The organism is Metabacillus sp. GQ13 (assembly GCF_059758525.1).
Genome location: NZ_JCAXET010000001.1, coordinates 439930 through 459905, shown reverse-complemented (window position 1 = coordinate 459905; position 19976 = coordinate 439930). Strand labels below are relative to the sequence as shown.

Annotated in this window: 17 protein-coding genes; 16 read left to right on the top strand and 1 reads right to left on the bottom strand. The window is 35.6% G+C overall.

The annotated features are described in order from the left end of the window. Nucleotides 1-4 precede the first annotated feature (4 nt). The 6 genes from AC6CHR_RS02270 to spoVM all read left to right on the top strand — a co-directional run bounded on the left by AC6CHR_RS02270 (nt 5) and on the right by spoVM (nt 5827). Nucleotides 5-766 carry a Stp1/IreP family PP2C-type Ser/Thr phosphatase gene (locus tag AC6CHR_RS02270; protein WP_498246866.1) on the top strand — a complete coding sequence of 254 codons (762 nt, stop codon included), beginning with the start codon at nt 5-7 and terminating at the stop codon, nt 764-766. Further along, nucleotides 760-2751: a Stk1 family PASTA domain-containing Ser/Thr kinase gene (pknB, locus tag AC6CHR_RS02265; RefSeq protein WP_498246826.1), complete on the top strand. Its 1992-nt coding sequence runs from the start codon at nt 760-762 to the stop codon at nt 2749-2751. Before AC6CHR_RS02270 ends, pknB begins: the two co-directional genes overlap by 7 nt. A gap of 396 nt (nt 2752-3147) precedes the next feature. Further along, a complete protein-coding gene (gene rsgA / locus AC6CHR_RS02260; RefSeq protein ID WP_498246825.1) occupies nt 3148-4032 on the top strand; it encodes a ribosome small subunit-dependent GTPase A in 885 nt (294 codons plus the stop codon). Between the two features lies 1 nt (nt 4033). Next, nucleotides 4034-4699, top strand: coding sequence for a ribulose-phosphate 3-epimerase (gene rpe, locus AC6CHR_RS02255; protein ID WP_498246823.1), 666 nt, complete (start codon nt 4034-4036; stop codon nt 4697-4699). A 251-nt stretch (nt 4700-4950) separates the two neighbouring features. Further along, nucleotides 4951-5595, top strand: a complete 645-nt coding sequence (locus tag AC6CHR_RS02250; RefSeq protein WP_498246822.1) for a thiamine diphosphokinase — start codon at nt 4951-4953, stop codon at nt 5593-5595. 151 nt (nt 5596-5746) lie between these two features. Next, on the top strand, nt 5747-5827 hold the full coding sequence (gene spoVM / locus AC6CHR_RS02245) for a stage V sporulation protein SpoVM (RefSeq protein ID WP_003328987.1): 81 nt from the start codon (nt 5747-5749) through the stop codon (nt 5825-5827). Nucleotides 5828-5922: 95 nt separating this feature from the next. Here the strand turns inward: spoVM and rpmB are convergent, their stop codons facing one another. Beyond that, nucleotides 5923-6111, bottom strand: coding sequence for a 50S ribosomal protein L28 (gene rpmB / locus AC6CHR_RS02240; RefSeq protein ID WP_498246821.1), 189 nt, complete (start codon nt 6109-6111; stop codon nt 5923-5925). Nucleotides 6112-6644: 533 nt separating this feature from the next. Here rpmB and AC6CHR_RS02235 point away from each other — a divergent pair. From AC6CHR_RS02235 to smc, 10 genes are all read left to right on the top strand, one after another. Next, nucleotides 6645-7007 carry an Asp23/Gls24 family envelope stress response protein gene (locus AC6CHR_RS02235; RefSeq protein WP_498246820.1) on the top strand — a complete coding sequence of 121 codons (363 nt, stop codon included), beginning with the start codon at nt 6645-6647 and terminating at the stop codon, nt 7005-7007. Between the two features lie 18 nt (nt 7008-7025). Further along, nucleotides 7026-8681, top strand: a complete 1656-nt coding sequence (locus AC6CHR_RS02230) for a DAK2 domain-containing protein (protein WP_498246819.1) — start codon at nt 7026-7028, stop codon at nt 8679-8681. A gap of 289 nt (nt 8682-8970) precedes the next feature. Further along, complete coding sequence (gene recG, locus AC6CHR_RS02225; RefSeq protein WP_498246865.1) at nt 8971-11016, top strand: ATP-dependent DNA helicase RecG; 2046 nt, start codon at nt 8971-8973, stop codon at nt 11014-11016. 200 nt (nt 11017-11216) lie between these two features. After that, nucleotides 11217-11789: a transcription factor FapR gene (gene fapR, locus AC6CHR_RS02220; RefSeq protein WP_498246818.1), complete on the top strand. Its 573-nt coding sequence runs from the start codon at nt 11217-11219 to the stop codon at nt 11787-11789. Between the two features lie 11 nt (nt 11790-11800). Next, a complete protein-coding gene (gene plsX / locus AC6CHR_RS02215) occupies nt 11801-12784 on the top strand; it encodes a phosphate acyltransferase PlsX (RefSeq protein ID WP_498246817.1) in 984 nt (327 codons plus the stop codon). Nucleotides 12785-12837: 53 nt separating this feature from the next. After that, nucleotides 12838-13782, top strand: coding sequence for an ACP S-malonyltransferase (gene fabD, locus AC6CHR_RS02210; RefSeq protein WP_498246816.1), 945 nt, complete (start codon nt 12838-12840; stop codon nt 13780-13782). Beyond that, nucleotides 13782-14522: a 3-oxoacyl-[acyl-carrier-protein] reductase gene (gene fabG, locus AC6CHR_RS02205; RefSeq protein WP_498246815.1), complete on the top strand. Its 741-nt coding sequence runs from the start codon at nt 13782-13784 to the stop codon at nt 14520-14522. Before fabD ends, fabG begins: the two co-directional genes overlap by 1 nt. Nucleotides 14523-14636: 114 nt before the next feature. Beyond that, the gene (gene acpP / locus AC6CHR_RS02200; protein ID WP_498246814.1) at nt 14637-14870 is read left to right on the top strand and encodes an acyl carrier protein; all 234 of its coding nucleotides are present in this window, start codon (nt 14637-14639) and stop codon (nt 14868-14870) included. Between the two features lie 417 nt (nt 14871-15287). Beyond that, complete coding sequence (gene rnc / locus AC6CHR_RS02195; RefSeq protein WP_498246813.1) at nt 15288-16031, top strand: ribonuclease III; 744 nt, start codon at nt 15288-15290, stop codon at nt 16029-16031. 374 nt (nt 16032-16405) lie between these two features. Continuing rightward, complete coding sequence (gene smc, locus AC6CHR_RS02190) at nt 16406-19972, top strand: chromosome segregation protein SMC (protein ID WP_498246812.1); 3567 nt, start codon at nt 16406-16408, stop codon at nt 19970-19972. The last annotated feature ends 4 nt before the right edge of the window (nt 19973-19976 follow it).

Here is a 19976-nt window from a genome sequence, read left to right as displayed (position 1 = left end):
CAAGGTGGAGACTTTCTATTTATCGGATAGGGGAAAGGTAAGACAACATAATGAAGATTGTGTTGGAGTATTTGAAAATGAATCTGGTGTCTTGGCAATTGTTGCAGATGGTATGGGTGGTCATCTGGCAGGTGATGTTGCTAGTAAAATGGCGATCTCTACTTTCGAAACATTATGGCAGCAAGTGAAAAGTATTGTTGGCCCAAAAGATGCCGAAGATTGGTTTAGAGAAAAGGTTGTTGAAGTAAACAATTCAGTTTATGAGCATTCATTATCTAATCCAGAGTGCCAAGGTATGGGAACTACAATTGTAGGAGCTATAATTACACCAAGCTTTGCTACGATAGGTCATATAGGCGATAGTCGCTGTTATTTATTAAATAACAGTGGCTATAACCAAATTACTGAAGATCATTCTCTCGTTAATGAACTAGTACGTTCAGGTCAAATATCCAAGGAAGATGCAGAGCATCATCCCCGCAAAAATGTTCTTTTACGAGCGTTGGGCACAGAACAAACTGTTGATATAGATCTGTCAACAATTGAAATAGATGACAATGATATTCTATTATTATGTTCTGATGGATTATCAAACAAAGTAACAAATGATGATATGCAGGCTAAACTTGTTAACGAACTTCTGCCACTGGATGACATAGCTACATCACTTGTACAGCTAGCAAATGAGAATGGTGGAGAAGATAATATCTCATTGGTGATCATTAGAAAAACGGCAAATCATGAATTAGGTGAAAAGCCGTGTTAGTAGGAAAACGAATTAGTGGTCGTTACAAGATACTAGAAGTTATTGGCGGGGGCGGAATGGCAAATGTGTATTTAGCCCGAGACATGATTCTAGAAAGAGAAGTCGCGATGAAGGTTTTACGCTTTGACTTTTCTAACGATGACGAATTTATTAAGAGATTTGGAAGAGAAGCTCAATCAGCTACAAGCTTAGCTCATCCGAATATCGTAAGTATTTACGATGTTGGGGAAGAGAAGGGCGTTTATTATATAGTGATGGAATATGTTGAAGGTCAAACCTTAAAACAATACATACAACAATTTGCACCTGTTAATCCAAGAAAAGCAGTTCATATAATGGTGCAAATTATGGCGGCTATTCAACATGCACATGATAATCAAATCATTCACCGAGACATTAAACCACATAACATTCTTATTGATCATCATGGAAATGTAAAAGTAACGGACTTTGGAATTGCTATGGCGTTAAGTGCAACATCAATAACCCAAACAAATTCAGTATTGGGTTCTGTCCATTATTTGTCACCAGAGCAAGCTCGAGGTGGTCTAGCGAATAAGAAATCTGATATCTATTCATTAGGTATCGTACTATTTGAGCTATTAACGGGGAGATTGCCATTTGACGGGGAGTCGGCCATTTCAATTGCACTAAAACATTTGCAATCTGAAACACCTTCCGCAAAAAGATGGAATCCAGATATCCCACAAAGTTTGGAAAATATTATCTTAAAGTCAACCGCTAAGGATCCCTTCCATCGTTATAATTCAGCAGAAGAGATGGAGGAAGATCTAGAATCAGCTTTTGATGTAAACAGGTTAACAGAATCACGCTTCTCAATACCAGAAGATGTTGATGCCACCAAAGCCATCCCAATTATTACAAATGAAAGCATTGCGTCACATAAAATAGATGATACGATTGTTCGAGCACCTGTAAATAATCCAGATACAGCACCTTTTGACAAAAAAGCCAAAAAGAAGAGTAAGAAAGAAAAGAAGGGAAAACGAAGAAAGAGCAAGGTAGCACTCATTATTTTCATCACCTTCTTTATTTTGGCCATAGCTGGAGCTGCCGCGTTTTTTATCGTACCTACATTGCTTTTACCTAAAGATGTTAAAGTACCTGATGTTGCCGGTGAAACCTACGAAGATGCTTCAAATATCCTGAAAGAACAAGGATTTGAAGTAAGTGAACCAATCCTTCAATCAGATGAAGAGATGGAAGAGGGTAATGTGATCAAAACCGATCCATCTGCTAATGACATTACAAAAGAGGGTGCAACAATTACAGTTTATGAAAGTTCAGGAAAAGCAAAAGTAATGCTAGATGATTATGTAGGTAAAAAAATAGATCGAGTTAAATCAATACTTGAAATGAAAGGCTTTAAAGATATCGAAATTGAGGAAAAGCCAGATGAGAAAGAACCAGCAGGAAACATATTAACACAATTTCCAGAAGTAGGGGAAGAGATCATACCTTCAGTAGATTCAATAAAATTCACTGTAAGTTCTGGTCCCACACTTGTAAGTATTGATAATTTAGAAGGGAAAACTAAGGATGAGGTGGATATATACATAAGTGAAAATGGATTTTCATCCATTGATTCTGAGGAGTATTCAACAGATATACCCGTAGGGAAAGTTATTTCTCAAAAACCTGAACCAGGAAAAAATGTCGATCCCAAGGTTACTACTTTAGAGCTAGTATACTCACTAGGTCCGGAAAAGGAACCAAACAAAACAGTATCAAGGAAAATTGATATACCCTATCAGCCAGAAGTAGAAGGGGAAGAACAAGAAGTCGAAATTTTAGTAGGTGACGCAAAACATTCTATTTCTGAGCCTTATGATACTTTTAAAATAACAAGTCCAGAAGTTAGAACAATTGAATTCACAATAGAATCAGGTCAAGAAGCATTTTACCAAATCCTTGTTGATAAACAAGTTGTAGCTATGGATAAAATACCTTACCCAATTGAATAAACAACAGAAATAGATCATTTTAGTGAAGAGGGTTTAATTATCTATTAATCGAGTATCATAATAATCCAATAATCTTAAATGCTATTTGGTTTATTTTTACGGCTCTTTTCTAAAAGTTTGTTGCTCTAGGACTAATAAAAATCGGCTTTTGGATTTTTATGATGTAAATTCAAGCAATCTCCAGAGGGGTATCAGAGTCATTGAGCGAAAAGAGCACGGTGATAAGCTTAAAACGTGTACATGTGTACTTTGTATGGAAAGCAACAATCTTTGCGAAAACAGCCTTGCGAAAACAGCCATTTTTAATATATTCACCAAAAGATCATTCCCTATAGGTATCGAAGTTCTTTCCGAAGAACACGATAAATTTATGAAGCGAAAATTAGGAGGTTTTTTATGCCACAAGGGAAAATTGTGAAAGCTCTTAGTGGTTTTTACTATGTGCAAGATCAACAGAGACTAGTTCAATGCAGAGGTAGAGGGATTTTTAGAAAAAACAAAATTACACCACTAGTTGGTGATGAGGTTGTATACCAAGCAGATAACGATCAAGAAGGCTATATTCTTGAAGTGTTCGATCGGAAAAATGAACTAGTAAGACCGCAAATATGCAATGTTGACCAAGCAATATTAGTGTTTTCAGCAGTAGAGCCAGATTTTAGTCCGACCCTTCTTGACCGTTTCTTGGTGCTAATTGAAGCTAATGATATTACACCGCTTATTGTTATTAGTAAGACAGATTTAATAAAAAATGATAAGACAAAAGAGAAGGTATATTCATTCATGAAGGATTACCAGCGTGCAGGTTATAGCGTTATTTTAACCTCTACTGTCGAATCTTCTGTCGAGCATGATCTTCAACCATATTTAGATCAAAAAATTTCAGTATTTGCCGGACAATCTGGCGTCGGGAAATCATCCTTATTAAATGTGTTACGACCAGACCTCCACATAAAAACGGATGATATATCTACACATTTAGGTCGTGGTAAGCACACAACTAGGCATGTAGAGCTTATTGCCGTTGGGTCAGGATTTGTTGCGGATACTCCAGGATTTAGTTCGTTAGATTTTACAGGAATAGATGTTGAAGATCTTACCTACTGTTTCCCAGAAATGAAAGAGAGAAGTGGTGAATGTAAATTCCGGGGATGTACACATGTAAAAGAACCGAAATGTGCAATCAAGCAAGCTGTTGAAAATGGGGATATTCCAAAATATAGATATGAACACTATTTAACATTTATTGATGAAATAAAAGACAGAAAGCCGAGGTATTAATATGATTAAAATTGCTCCATCTATTCTTTCGGCAAACTTTGCAAAATTGGGTCAGGAGATCAAAGATGTAGAAAACGGGGGTGCAGATTACATACACATTGATGTTATGGACGGTCACTTCGTACCTAATATCACAATTGGACCTTTAATTGTAGAAGCGGTAAGACCGATTACGAAGCTCCCTTTAGATGTTCATTTGATGATTGAAGAACCTGATAATTATATTGATGATTTTGTAAGCGCAGGCGCAGATATCATAACTGTACATGTTGAAGCATGTAGACATCTTCACCGAACAATCCAGTTAATTAAATCAAAAGGAATTAAAGCAGGTGTGGTATTAAACCCACACACACCTATTGAATCCATTCAACATGTTTTAGAGGATCTTGATATGGTCTTATTAATGACAGTTAACCCTGGATTTGGTGGACAAGCTTTTATCCCACAGGTTTTATCTAAAATCAAACAACTCGCAATGTTAATTAAAGAAAAGCAACTACCTATCGAGATTGAAGTAGATGGTGGAGTAAATGAGGTAACTGCTAAACTATGTGTTGAAGCAGGTGCGACAGTTCTTGTAGCAGGATCGGCGATATATAATAAGGAAGATCGCCATCAAGCAATACAAAGTTTGAAGCAGGCTATACGTTCTTATGATCTATAGATTTTAAAATCAAAGCTCTGGCGCATTTAGGTGTCAGACTTTTTTTCATATTTTTTTAAAAAAGTATGAAGTCGAATGAGTTAAATTAAGTGGTGGAAAACTACCTTCTTTTAGGCTCTTTTCGCTATAAATTTAGATGCTTTTCTTCTTGAATTAGTTTTAAATTGTTCAATAAATAAGATGAAAAGCAACAAACTTTTTGATAATTGCGGGATAAAACAAGTTCAATACACAGTAGGAGAAGAGAATTTATGAGGAAAATTGCACTTGTAGCAGCTGGTCCAAGAGGGAATTTAGCAGAATTGATCGCGTATCATGACGATGAGATAACTTGGGTCGGTGTCGATAAGGGAAGCCTATACATACTTGAATCGAATTTACCATTAGCATATGCTTTTGGTGATTTTGATTCAATCACTGAGGATGAAAAACAGAAGTTAACCAAAATTGTACCTGACTTTAGGATGTTTTCTCCGGAAAAGGATAAAACAGACACTGAACTAGCTTTAGAATGGGCTTTACAACAGGGGCCAGAACTGATACAAATTTTCGGAGCAACTGGTGGGAGGATTGATCATATGTTCGGTAATATTCACCTTTTAATGAAATCAACCAAAAGTGATCCAACTATTGAAATAATTGATCATCAAAATCATATCACGCTCTTTACGTCTGGTACATATACAATACTGAAGCGAAAAGATTGGGAGTATATATCATTCATTCCAATTAGTCTAGAAGTAAAGGGGATTACATTAGACGGCTTTAAATACCCTTTAAATAATTGTCATATTCGAATTGGTTCAACATTATGTATTAGTAATGAACTCATACACGAACAAGGTACTTTTTCTTTTCATGATGGCATACTATTAATGATAAGAAGCAGAGATTAAAACCTTGTAGACCAAAATAGAGAGGGTCTAGCGTCATTTTTTTATAACAAACTGAATATAATGAAAGAGAACTGATTCATTTATTTATGAATTCTATGACGTCATCAGAACCTTTAACAAGTGTTAAATGATTTGGTTGAGGAGGGAAATAATGAAATTTTATACGATTAAGTTACCGAAGTTTCTAGGAGGAATAGTTCGAGCGATGCTCGGTTCGTTTAAAAAAGACTAAGAAAAAAGCACCGCTATTTCGGTGCTTTTTTCTTAAGAATGAATATGAAAAATAGCTAGTATCATATTTCAATTTTTATAGAGGAGCTTATTTGATTAAACTCGCTCAACTTTACCTGATCTTAAAGCGCGAGCAGATACATATACTTTTTTTGGTTTACCGTTAACTAAGATGCGAACTTTTTGAAGGTTTGCGCCCCATGTACGTTTGCTAGCGTTCATTGCGTGTGAACGTGCATTACCTGAGCGAGTCTTTCTACCAGTAACAGCGCATATACGTGCCATATTATATTCCCTCCTTACACATAAGAAACCTATCATATTTTACATTTATCATGAACATAGCCATGAGATACTTTAATAATTTATCATACCTGTATCTAGAATGCAATACTTCTCTAACAAAGCTTTCAAGAATTTTCCCTTGACATAGGGTTTGATTGTTATAAAAGGTAAATTTCTTGTTTTTATTAGTTTTAGGGTATAATTAAATAAGGACCAATTAAAATTGTATTGAAAATAGGATTAAATTAATAAATTTTTTAGTTCTTTAATTTTCTTCTCATGGAGTACACTATTTCATTTTATATATAGGGATTTTTCATTATTCTTATATTCGTAGGAAATAAAAATTTCAAAATTAGATTCCTAGCTTGTACATATATTGGAATCATCTCTGACTTTTAAGATTTGTGACATCTCTTATGTTTATCAGGACCAAATCTTGAATGTTTGCTTTGCTAATAATTCTTTTAAAATGAACATGCTTATAGTAAAATAACTATAGCCAGTACGAACAATTCCAAGGGGGGAACATCATGTCCATTGAATTAAAAACGAAGTACGGACACATTGATATATCAAACGAGGTCATTGCAACCGTTGCAGGTGGTGCAACCATTGACTGTTATGGTATTGTTGGAATGGCATCAAAGAATCAAATTAAAGACGGACTTACGGAAATTTTAAGAAAAGAAAACTTTAGTAGAGGCGTAATTGTTCGCCAAGAAGACGAAACTATTTTTATTGATATGTATATTATCGTCAGCTATGGTACGAAGATTTCTGAAGTCGCTCATAACGTTCAAACAAAAGTTAAATATACGTTAGATCAGACAGTTGGACTAGCTGTTGATTCCGTAAATATTTTTGTACAAGGTGTTCGTGTAGCGAATCCGTAAGTAAGGAGGAAATGACCTGTGTCAATAACAACTTTAGATGGTGAGCGATTCGCGGAGATGATCTTGCAAGGTGCAAACCACCTATCGAATAACGCAAAATTAGTCGATGCACTAAATGTTTTTCCAGTTCCTGATGGCGATACTGGAACAAATATGAATTTATCGATAACATCAGGGGCAAAAGAGGTTCAAAATAACACCTCAAATCATATCGGTAAGGTTGGTACTGCTCTATCCAAAGGGCTGCTAATGGGTGCACGTGGTAATTCAGGCGTTATTCTTTCACAATTATTCAGAGGGTTTTCAAAATCTATAGAAGCAAAATCTTCAATAGATAGCGTTGAATTTGCTAACGCCCTACAGGCAGGTGTAGATACAGCTTATAAAGCAGTAATGAAACCAGTTGAAGGTACAATATTAACTGTTGCAAAAGATGCTGCCAAAATTGCCGTTTTAACAGCTGAAACAGAAACGTCTATTGTGAAACTTATGGAAAAGACGTTGAAAGAAGCTGAAGCATCATTAAAAAGGACACCTGATTTACTTCCTGTATTAAAAGAAGTAGGGGTGGTAGATAGTGGTGGTCAAGGTTTGGTGTTTGTATATGAAGGATTTTTAGCTGTATTAAAAGGTGAAAAACTGTCTGATATACAAAAGACAATACCATCTATGGATGATCTTGTTAATGCAGAACATCATAAGAGTGTTCAAGGCCATATCAATACAGAAGATATTGAGTTTGGTTATTGTACAGAATTTATGGTTCGTTTTGAAGAAGGAAAGAAACCATTCGATGAAGAGAACTTTAGAAATGATTTAAGTGAGTTTGGTGATTCATTACTTGTTATTGCAGATGACGATCTTGCAAAAGTACATATACATGCAGAACATCCTGGTAAAGTTCTTTCATACGGACAAGATTATGGCAACTTAATAAATATGAAGATAGAAAATATGCGTCAACAACATACCGATATTGTTGGTGAAAAAACTTCAGTAACTAAGAAGAAGGAAAAGCAAAAGTATGGAATTGTAACTGTAACGATGGGAAAGGGTATTGCTGATTTATTTAGAAGTATTGGCGCCAACGAAGTGATCGAAGGTGGTCAAACGATGAATCCAAGTACCGAGGATATTGTAAAAGCCATTCATGACGTAAATGCTGAAACGGTGATCATACTCCCAAATAACTCAAATATCGTTATGGCCGCACAACAAGCAGCTTCTGTTGTTGAACAATCTGTTATTGTTATTCCATCTAAAACAGTCCCACAAGGAATGGCAGCACTTCTCGCTTTTAATCCAACGGCAGAGCCAACTGATATTGAATCTACTTTGATTGATGCATTAAGTAGAGTGAAAAGTGGCCAGATAACGTATGCTGTTCGAGATACAAATATTGATGGACTCGATATTTCTAAAGGTGACTACATGGGTATATCTGACGGTAAAATCATTACAACAGGTCGTGATCAGTTTACTGCATCGAAAAATCTCCTTACTGAAATGGTTACTTCTGATGATGAAATTCTTACTATTATCTTAGGTGAGGGTGTCAGTGATGAAGATGTAGAACAACTGGTTCAATTCGCAGAAGAACAATTTGAGGATATAGAAGTTGAAATTCACAAAGGGGAACAACCAATATATTCTTACATCTTCTCTGTCGAATAAATAATAACCATAAAAAGCTCGGCTTATTGCCGAGTTTTTTGCTATGTTTTATATTTCCACTCCCAAATCGAATTTACTGATTCAAAACACTTCTACTTATTTTTTAAGGTTTATACTGATACAGTAGAGTTAACAATCTGGTAAACTAAGATAAATATAATTAATACAAGAGAATTAATAAGGTACATACATATAAGTTCGAAACAAAAACCAACACAAGGAGGGTTAGTTGCGATTTTCATTTCTCATACTAGCTTATGAAAAAACGATAACGATCGCAAAAAAATCGATGAATAGACTTGTTGAACCTATTTCTTATATAAAAGGTGTTGGGGAAGAAACTGAACAACTCTTAAATGATATAGGAATTTATACAATTAATGACTTAATAGAGTATTTTCCATATAGATATGATGATAATAGTATAAAGGATTTAGCAGATGTAACGCATGAAGAACGCGTTACTGTGGAAGGAAGGGTTCATAGTGAACCTCTTCTTACCTACTATGGAAAAAAGCGTTCACGACTAACATTCCGTATTTTGGTTGGCCGGTATTTATTATCAGCTGTCTGTTTTAATCGACCATATTATAAAAGTAAATTAATCATTGATTCAACAGTGACCGTTACAGGGAAATGGGACAAACATCGACAAACAATCACTGTTCAAGAACTATCATTTGGACCTAAACGGGAGATTGTCGGGATTGAACCGGTTTATTCAGTAAAAGGTAAACTAACGATAAAAGGGATAAGGAAATTTATAACTCTTGCCTTAAAAGAGTTTATAGATGATGTGAATGAAATAATACCTATTGATCTTTTACAGAAGTATAAACTGCAAACTAGAAAAGAAGCTCTTAGGTCAATTCATCTACCAGAAGGACAAAATGAACTAAAACAAGCGAGAAGGAGGTTTGTTTACGAAGAGTTTTTGCTGTTTCAATTAAAAATGCAAGCATTAAGAAAGGTACAACGAGAACAATCGGAAGGAATTAACCATGTTGTTCCTGAAGATAAACTTGATGCTTTTATTAAATTATTGCCGTTTCCACTTACGAAAGCACAAAATCGGGTAATAAATGAACTGTTAAGTGACATGAAATCTCCATACAGAATGAATAGATTACTTCAAGGTGATGTTGGTTCTGGTAAAACAGTAGTAGCAGCAATTGCCATTTATGCCACTATTCTCTCGGGATATCAAGGTGCATTAATGGTACCGACAGAAATACTAGCAGAACAGCATGCAGAATCGTTAATTTCTTTATTTGAACCGTTTGGTGTACATGTTGCACTGTTGACAAGTTCGGTAAAAGGTAAACGACGTCGTGAGCTTTTAGAAAAGTTGAAAAATAACGATATTCAGTTATTAATTGGAACGCACGCGCTTATACAGGATGATATCGAGTTTAACAAGCTTGGATTAGTGATCACAGATGAACAACATCGATTTGGAGTTGAGCAAAGACGTTTGCTACGTGAAAAGGGTGTACATACAGATGTCTTGTTTATGACGGCAACCCCAATACCACGAACTTTAGCAATCACTGTATTCGGTGAAATGGATGTATCAATTATCGATGAGTTACCTGCTGGTAGAAAAACGATCGAAACATATTGGGTAAAACCTGATATGATTGAACGCATTTTAGTCTTTATTGAAAGAGAGGTTTCGAAAGGTCGCCAAGCATATGTAATCTGTCCCCTGATCGAGGAATCAGATAAGCTTGATTTTCAAAATGCACTTGATGTTCATAGTATGCTAACTCATTATTATCAAGATAGATACCGTGTTGGACTTATGCACGGAAAATTAACATCAGATGAAAAGGATACCGTAATGCGGAGTTTCAGCCAAAACGAAGTCAATATTTTAGTATCTACTACAGTTGTTGAGGTTGGAGTGAATGTACCAAACGCAACAATGATGGTGATTTATGATGCAGAACGGTTTGGTTTATCGCAACTACATCAACTTCGTGGTCGTGTTGGGAGAGGTAGTGAACAATCCTATTGCATTTTACTAGCTGATCCTAAATCTGAGACTGGTAAAGAGAGAATGAGTATCATGACGGAAACCAATGACGGTTTTGTCTTGTCTGAACGAGATTTGGAACTAAGAGGTCCAGGTGATTTTTTTGGTAAAAAGCAAAGCGGTATGCCGATTTTTAAGGTTGCAGACATGGTTCACGATTATCGGGCGTTAGAAGTGGCAAGGCAAGACGCAGTTGAATTAGTAGGCTCACATGCTTTTTGGGTCGAAGAAAAATACGAAGAGTTACGAAAATGTTTAATTCAAAGTGGAGTACTTGAGGGTGAGAAGTTAGACTAATAGGTAAATTTCTTGCAAAATCGTTGCTGGAGGGTCGATCTCTGTTCACACAGAATCCATACAAAAAACCCTGATAAAGTATAGAAACAAGGCTCTCTGACACTAGCTTTGTGCTGTTTTTTCTGCTTGCAATCTTTTTTTATTATCTATATACTACTATTAGTACCTAGTCTTAATAGTATGGACGGTGTCATAGACATATGAGGAAAAATAAAAAAGAGAGACAACAATTGTTACAAGAAACAATTGCTGAAACTCCATTTATAACGGATGAAGAATTAGCAGAGAAATTTCAAGTTAGTATCCAAACAATTCGTCTTGACCGTTTAGAATTATCAATTCCTGAATTAAGAGAACGGATAAAACATGTTGCAGAAAAGAAACTAGACGATGAAGTAAGGTCGTTGCATATAGAAGAAGTTATTGGTGACATCATCGATTTACAGCTAGACGAATCAGCCATTTCTATTTTAGAAATTAAAAATGAGCATGTTTTTAATAGAAATCAAATTGCTAGAGGTCATCATTTATTTGCTCAAGCAAACTCTTTAGCAGTAGCAGTTATTAATGACGAGTTAGCTCTTACTACAAAAGCAAATATCCGATTCACTCGTCAAGTAAAGGAAAATGAAAGAGTGGTAGCAAAGGCAAAAGTTGTTATCAGTGAATCTGAACAAGGACGTACGATTGTAGAAGTAAATAGTTATGTAGGTAATGAGTTAGTCTTTTCAGGTGACTTTGACATGTATCGCTCTAATCCCACACAAAGGTAGGTATCTTATTTATGAAGCTAGCGATTGATGCAATGGGTGGAGACAATGCCCCTCAAGCCATAGTAGAGGGTGCAATAAAAGCCATAGCTGCATTTTCAGACTTAGAAATTACCCTTATTGGCGATAAAGAAAAAATAAAACCATATCTAACAGATAAACAACGAATATCTATCATACATACAGATGAGGTAATTGAAGGAACTGATGAACCAGTTCGTGCAGTTAGAAGAAAAAAAAATGCATCAATGGTGCTTATGGCAAAAGAGGTAAAAGAGGGGCGTGCAGATGGATGTATTTCTGCGGGTAATACTGGTGCTCTTATGACAGCTGGTTTACTAGTTGTTGGCCGAATCGAAGGAATCGAACGTCCTGCATTATCACCAACATTACCGACATTAGATGGAACTGGGTTTTTATTTTTAGACGTAGGTGCCAATGTAGATGCTAAACCAGAGCATTTACTTCAATATGCAATAATGGGATCTATCTATGCTGAAAAGGTTAGAGGAATAAAAAATCCTCGTATTGGTCTTTTAAATGTAGGTACTGAGGATAAAAAGGGAAATGAATTAACAAAGCAAACATTCCAACTGTTAGAAGACGCACCATTAAACTTTGTCGGAAATGTAGAATCAAGGGACTTAATGCAATCAGTAGCAGATGTTGTCGTGACAGATGGTTTTACAGGTAATGTTGCCTTAAAAACAATTGAGGGAACGGCACTAGCAGTGTTTTCAATGTTAAAATCTGCTTTGACCAGCAATGTGAAATCAAAAATAGCGGCTAGTATTTTAAAACCTCAATTAAAAGTAATTAAACAGCAAATGGACTATTCAGAATATGGTGGTGCTGCCCTATTCGGTTTAAAAGCACCTGTTATTAAAGCACACGGTTCCTCTGATCCGAATGCAGTCTATAATGCAATTCGCCAAACTCGTGAAATGGTAGCAAATCAGGTTTCAGAAACGATTTATGCATCACTTGAAAAAGAGTAAGAGGCATCAAAAAGATAGAGATAGATGGCATTAAGAAATGGGAGGGAATTATCATGACAAAAATAGCGTTTATATTTCCTGGACAAGGGTCGCAAACAGTTGGTATGGGGAAAGAACTCTTTGACCAAATTCAAGCTTCTAAAGATATTTTTACGATGGCAGATACCCGTTTGGGTGAAAACCTAACAGAGCTAATTTTTAATGGTCCACTAGATACGTTAACATTAACATACAACGCTCAACCAGCTTTACTGACAACGAGTATTGCAATACTAGAATATTTTAAGCAATTTGAAATAAAAGCAGATTATGTTGCAGGTCATAGTCTTGGAGAATACACAGCGCTTGTAGCAGCAGGTGTATTAAGTTTTGAGGATGCCGTTTATGCAGTGAAAAAACGCGGTTTGTTTATGGATGAAGCTGTACCTGCAGGTGAAGGGGCAATGGCTGCTATCTTAGGAATGGCTACTGAAGATCTTGAAAATATCACAAAAGAAATCTCAAGCGAAGGTCGATCTGTCCAATTAGCAAACTTAAACTGTCCAGGACAGATTGTGATCTCAGGTACTGCTGAAGGCGTTGAACATGCGTCTATTCTTGCAAAGGAAAAAGGAGCCAAACGAGCAATTCCTCTTGTGGTTAGTGGACCTTTTCATTCAGAGCTCATGAAACCAGCAGCTAACCAATTACATCAAGTACTTTCTGAATTAAGCTTCCAGGAAGCGAAAACACCAATTATTGCAAATGTTACTGCTAACCCAGTTACACAACAGGATGAGATTAAGGAATTATTAGTTAAACAGTTATACTCTCCTGTAAGATGGGAAGAATCAGTAAAAACAATGATTGAAAATGGTGTTACAACATTTATTGAAATTGGACCAGGCAAGGTACTTGCAGGTTTAGTTAAGAAAATAGATCGAACTGCAAAAATTTATAACGTTTCAGATATTGAGACTCTGAAATTAACTGTTTCTAAGCTTAAGGGGGAGTTTTGATGTTAGAAAACAAAGTAGCATTAGTAACTGGAGCATCACGTGGCATAGGCAAGGCGATAGCTCTTGACTTGGCAAGCCATGGCGCAAGTATTGCTGTTAACTATGCTGGTAATGAAGCAAAGGCAAATGAAGTAGTTGATGAAATAAAAGCGAATGGTGGAAATGCTTTTGCGATAAGAGCAGATGTTTCTAGTAGTGAAGATGTTGGACAAATGATCAAATCTGTTATTACCCATTTTGGACAACTAGATATTCTTGTGAATAATGCAGGTATTACTCGTGATAATCTATTGATGAGAATGAAGGATGCCGAATGGGACGATGTTATAAACACCAATTTAAAAGGAGTATTCCTTTGTACAAAAGGTGTTTCTCGTCAAATGATGAAGCAGCGTAGTGGTAGAATTATTAATATAACATCTGTTGTTGGGGTTAGTGGAAATCCTGGGCAAGCGAATTACGTAGCTGCCAAAGCAGGGGTGATTGGATTAACGAAAACGACTGCAAAAGAGCTTGCAACAAGGAATATTACGGTAAATGCAGTTGCACCTGGTTTTATTACAACCGATATGACAGATCAATTAACAGATGAGCTCAAAAGTGAACTGCTTAAGCAAATCCCACTTGCAAAACTAGGTGAAGCTAGTGACATTGCAAATCTAGTTACATTCCTTGCGTCAGAGAAAAGTAAGTATATTACTGGTCAAACAATGCATGTGAACGGTGGAATGGTGATGTAATAGTGATCCTAGAGCAACAATTCTTTAGAATATGGTCACTTGAAAAAATGCTAGGATAATATCTAGTTTTTATATGAAAAATCATTTATAATACTTGAGGGGAGGTGAAGGAAAATGGCAGATGTAACAGAACGTGTAACAAAGATTATCGTTGATCGCTTAGGCGTTGATGAGGCAGAGGTGAAAATCGAATCTTCATTCAAAGATGATCTTGGTGCAGATTCCCTTGATGTAGTAGAACTTGTTATGGAACTTGAAGATGAGTTCGATATGGAAATTTCTGACGAAGATGCAGAAAAAATCGGTACAGTGGGTGACGCTGTTAACTACATAAATAGCAAACAGTAATATGCAAAGAAAAGGTTGACTTAAAAAGGATCTGATCCCTCCAACTTTTGAGTGGACAGACCCTCTGTTTTGAGTCAACCTTTTTATTAAGTCATCTTCTTATAAAAAAGGCAAATATTAAATTTTTTGTTGTTTTTTGTTGAAAATGTTCATAATAACGATCTAGCTAAAAACAACAACTTTTTTGAACTAGCTTTTTAAAAAATAAAATGCGACGGAGTCTGACTGTGTAGCATCAGTAACTTTTAGCCAAATATGCCGGAATGTGTAACAGAGATCTCATAATGAACATCAATACATATAACGGACTTACAGTCATAAGCCCCTCCATAATTAAAGGTATGAAACCTTTTATTATGGAGTGACTTATTGCTATCGGGTTAAAAAGGCGCTGTTGCTTTTTAGATGGAGGTACAAATGCCAAGACATATTAATTACAAAGAGCGAAGAACTTTTGCTAAAAAGGCAGAGGAGTTTAAACAGTTTCAGGAGCGAGTAGGTTATTCATTTAAGAATGATAAATTATTATATCAAGCATTTACACATTCTTCTTATGTAAATGAACACCGCAAGAAGCCTTACGAGGACAATGAACGTCTTGAGTTTTTAGGAGATGCTGTGTTAGAACTTACGATCTCACAATTTTTATATAAAAAGTATCCGATGATGAGTGAAGGTGAATTAACTAAGCTTAGGGCAGCTATTGTCTGTGAACCTTCATTGGTGATATTCGCTAACAATCTTTCCTTTGGTTCATTGGTTTTATTAGGGAAAGGGGAAGAAATGACTGGAGGGCGTGCCCGTCCGGCATTACTTGCAGATGTATTTGAAGCATTTATTGGGGCGTTATATTTAGATCAAGGTTTAGATATTGTTGTGCAATTTCTAGATGAGTTTGTGATTCCAAAGATTAATGAAGGTGCATTTTTACATGTGATGGATTTTAAGAGTCAACTACAAGAGCTTGTTCAAAGAGATTCTAGAGGAACATTAGAATACAAAATCCTTCATGAAAAAGGACCAGCTCATAATCGTGAATTTGTATCAACCGTATCGTTAGAGGGACAAGTACTCGGTACAGGAAGTGGTCGCTCGAAGAAAGAAGCAGAGCAGCATGCGGCACAAGAGGCTCTTTCTAGGCTACAACAGATTAATAAATAACATTTAAAGGGTAGACTCTTATAACATGTCGTATCTCATCAAACTAGTAAGTGAATTTTGCTGAGAAATTTGACATAAAAGAGTTACCCTTTTTTAGTTACTTAATTAAAGTTGAGGTATTTAAATTTAGTCGTTTAAATGAAGTGACTAGAACTACTAAAAGATATCACCCTTCTATCGACATATTGTGATAAAATATGATATGGTTTGTCATCTTCTTCGTAATCCGTTATATAAATAAGAAAGTGCGACCTCGAATATTCATTATGCTAAGATAATTAAATATAATGATTAGAAAAAATCAACAAACCTTTATAGGTGCAACTAAAACAATTTTAGATAAAAATACGATATAAATAGTAAGGAGGATCACAATGTTCCTCAAACGATTGGATATTGTTGGATTCAAGTCCTTTGCTGAACGAGTAACCGTTGATTTTGTAGAAGGTGTTACCGCAGTAGTAGGACCTAATGGTAGTGGGAAAAGTAATATTACTGATGGAATTAGATGGGTCTTAGGAGAACAATCTGCTAAGTCACTACGTGGAGCAAAAATGGAAGATGTCATTTTTGCTGGAAGTGATTCCAGAAAAGCGCTGAACTTAGCTGAAGTAACACTTACATTGGATAATGAAGATCATTTTTTGCCAATTGACTATCATGAGGTAAGTGTTACACGTCGTGTATTTCGATCTGGTGAAAGCGGATTTTTCATTAATAATCAGAGCTGTCGATTAAAAGATATTGTTGACTTGTTTATGGACTCAGGTTTAGGGAAAGAAGCATTTTCGATTATTAGCCAAGGGAAAGTTGAAGAGATTCTTAGTAGTAAGTCCGAGGAAAGAAGAAGTATTTTTGAAGAGGCTGCAGGGGTATTAAAATATAAGTCAAGAAAAAAGAAGGCAGAATATAAATTAGCAGAAGCTCAAGAAAATTTAAACAGAGTCCAAGATATTTTATATGAGCTTGAAAGTCAAGTTGAACCATTGAAAGTTCAGGCTTCTATCGCTAAGGACTATCTTGTGCAAAAGGAAGAATTAGAGAAGATTGAAGTTGCATTAACGGTTTATGAGATAGAAGAATTGCATCACAAATATGAATCTTTGGCAAAATCCCTTGAAGAGGGACAAGACCATGAACTCAGTCTATCTACATCGATTCAAAAAAGAGAAGCTAATGTAGAAAAGATGCGAGATCACTTAACAGCATTAGATGATTCAATAGATGATCTTCAACAAGTTCTTTTATTGGCAAGTGAAGAATTGGAAAAACTAGAAGGTAAAAAGGAAGTACTTAGAGAACGAAAGAAAAATGCTCATCAAAATAAGGCGCAACTTGAAAAATCAAGAGTGGATTTAACAGAGGCACGAACACGATTAAATGATGATAAACAGCACCAGAATTCCTTATTAGAAACATTTCTGAATGAATTACGTTCTATCAAAGATCAATTAGCAGAAAAACTGAAGCTAATGACTTCATATGATCAAAATATTGAAGAATTAATTGAAGACTTAAAAAGTGAGTATTTTGAACTGTTAAATGAGCAGGCAACAGCACGAAATGAAATTCATTATTTAGAAGAGCAATTAAGTAAACAGGAACATAAAAATACTAGGCTTCTAAATTCTAATAAACAATATGTAAATGAACGTATAGAAATTGTTGAAGAAAAAAAAGAGGTCGAAGAAAAATATATCCTAATTGAAAAGAGATTGTCAGATCATATAAAGGGATTCCGTGATGCTCAATCAAAATTAGAAAATTTAAAAAATAACTATCAGAAGAAAGAAACAACATTGTATCAGGCGCACCAAATACTTCAGCAAACTCGTTCAAGAAAAGAAGTATTAGAATCTATGCAAGAGGACTATGCTGGATTTTTCCAAGGGGTAAAAGAAATTTTAAAAGCCAAGGATCAACTTGGAGGAATTCATGGTGCGGTTGCCGAATTAATTTCAACTGAGAAAAACTATGAAATGGCTATAGAAATTGCGTTAAGCAGTACCATGCAGCATATTGTTGTAGATAATGAAGCTTCAGCACGTTCCGCCATTCAGTTTTTGAAGCAAAATTCGTATGGTCGAGCAACTTTTTTACCGCTATCTGTTATTAAAGAACGATTTATTGGTGTACAAGACCTTAAAACAATAGAAACCCATCATGCTTTTGTGGGAATAGCAACTGAACTAGTTAAGTATCAACCACAGTTTAAATCAATCATTGGTAACCTGTTAGGGACTGTCATTGTCACATCTGATTTAAAAGGTGCGAATGAGATTGCTAAACTGATGAATTATCGTTATCGCCTTGTTACTCTTCAAGGAGATGTTGTAAACCCTGGAGGTTCAATGACAGGTGGAGCAGTTAAGCAAAAAAATAATTCATTATTAAGCCGCAGTCGCGAATTGGAATCAATCAAAGTGAAGTTAACAGATATGGAAGTTAAGACAACAGCGTTTGAACTTGATGTAAAACACACGAAAGAATTAATACAGACCCAAGAAACAGAACTTCAAAATATGCGATCACAGGGTGAAAAGCTACGATTAGAAGACCAAATGATTAGAAGTGTAATGAGAGAAATTGAATTAAAAGAAAAAAATCTAAATGATCATTTGAAACTATATGATACAGAGCGAGATTCTTTTGAGTCTGAAAGAGAAAAAGCAATCACGAGAAAAAGTGAACTTTTAACAAATTTGGAAACAGTGTCTGCGAAACTTAAAGTTTTAGATAAAGAAATTGAAGAGTTGTCTGAGAAAAAGGTCTCTCAGCAAACATCAAAAGACGAGCTGCAAGAAGAGCTAACAGAATTAAAAGTTATCCATGCTAGTAAGCAACAGTTATATGAAAACCAAAAGGAAAAGGTTGGACGAATTTTCTTAGACCTCGAACAAACAGAAGAAAAATTACAAGACGTAACAGAAGATCTTTCCTTGTTATCCACTGAAATGAATTCAAGCTCATCTGGTGAGGAAAAACTCGAAGAAGCTGCAATGAATAAGCTTCAGGATAAAACAAAAACAATCGAATTAATTGCTAGTAGACGTGATGAACGACTCAAATTACATGGTAAACTCGAATTTGAAGAACGTGAATTAAAGGAGTTAAAACGTCAGGGGAAAATGATTCAGGATAGCTTAAAGGATCAAGAAGTTAAATTGAATCGATTAGATGTAGAGTTAGATAATCGACTTAACCATTTGCGTGAAGAATATTTTTTAAGCTTTGAAGGTGCGAAGGAACAATTTAAATTGGAATTGGACATAGATGATGCTAGGAAACGTGTTAAATTAATCAAGCTTGCAATTGATGAGTTGGGAACGGTAAACTTAGGAGCAATAGATGAATTTGACCGTGTGTTTGAGCGGTTTACTTTCCTTACTGAGCAAAGAGACGATCTTATAGAGGCAAAGGATACTCTTTATCAAGTCATTGATGAGATGGATGACGAAATGAAAAAGCGCTTTGAGTATACCTTTAATGCGATTCGTTCTCATTTTGAACCGGTATTTCAATCATTATTTGGTGGAGGGAGAGCTGAGTTAAAGCTTACGAACCCAAGTGACCTATTAAATACAGGTGTTGATATTATTGCACAACCGCCTGGGAAAAAATTACAAAACCTTGGTTTGCTATCAGGGGGGGAACGTGCATTAACAGCTATTGCTTTACTATTTTCTATTTTAAAGGTTAGACCTGTGCCTTTTTGTATTCTTGATGAAGTTGAGGCAGCACTTGATGAGGCAAATGTTCATCGCTTTGCCCAATATTTGAAAAAGTTCAGTCATGAAACACAATTTATCGTGATCACTCACCGTAAAGGAACTATGGAGGAAGCTGATGTATTGTATGGGATTACGATGCAGGAATCAGGTGTATCTAAACTTGTATCAGTGAGATTAGAGGAATCAAAGGAACTAGTGGAAACTAGCTGAAAGG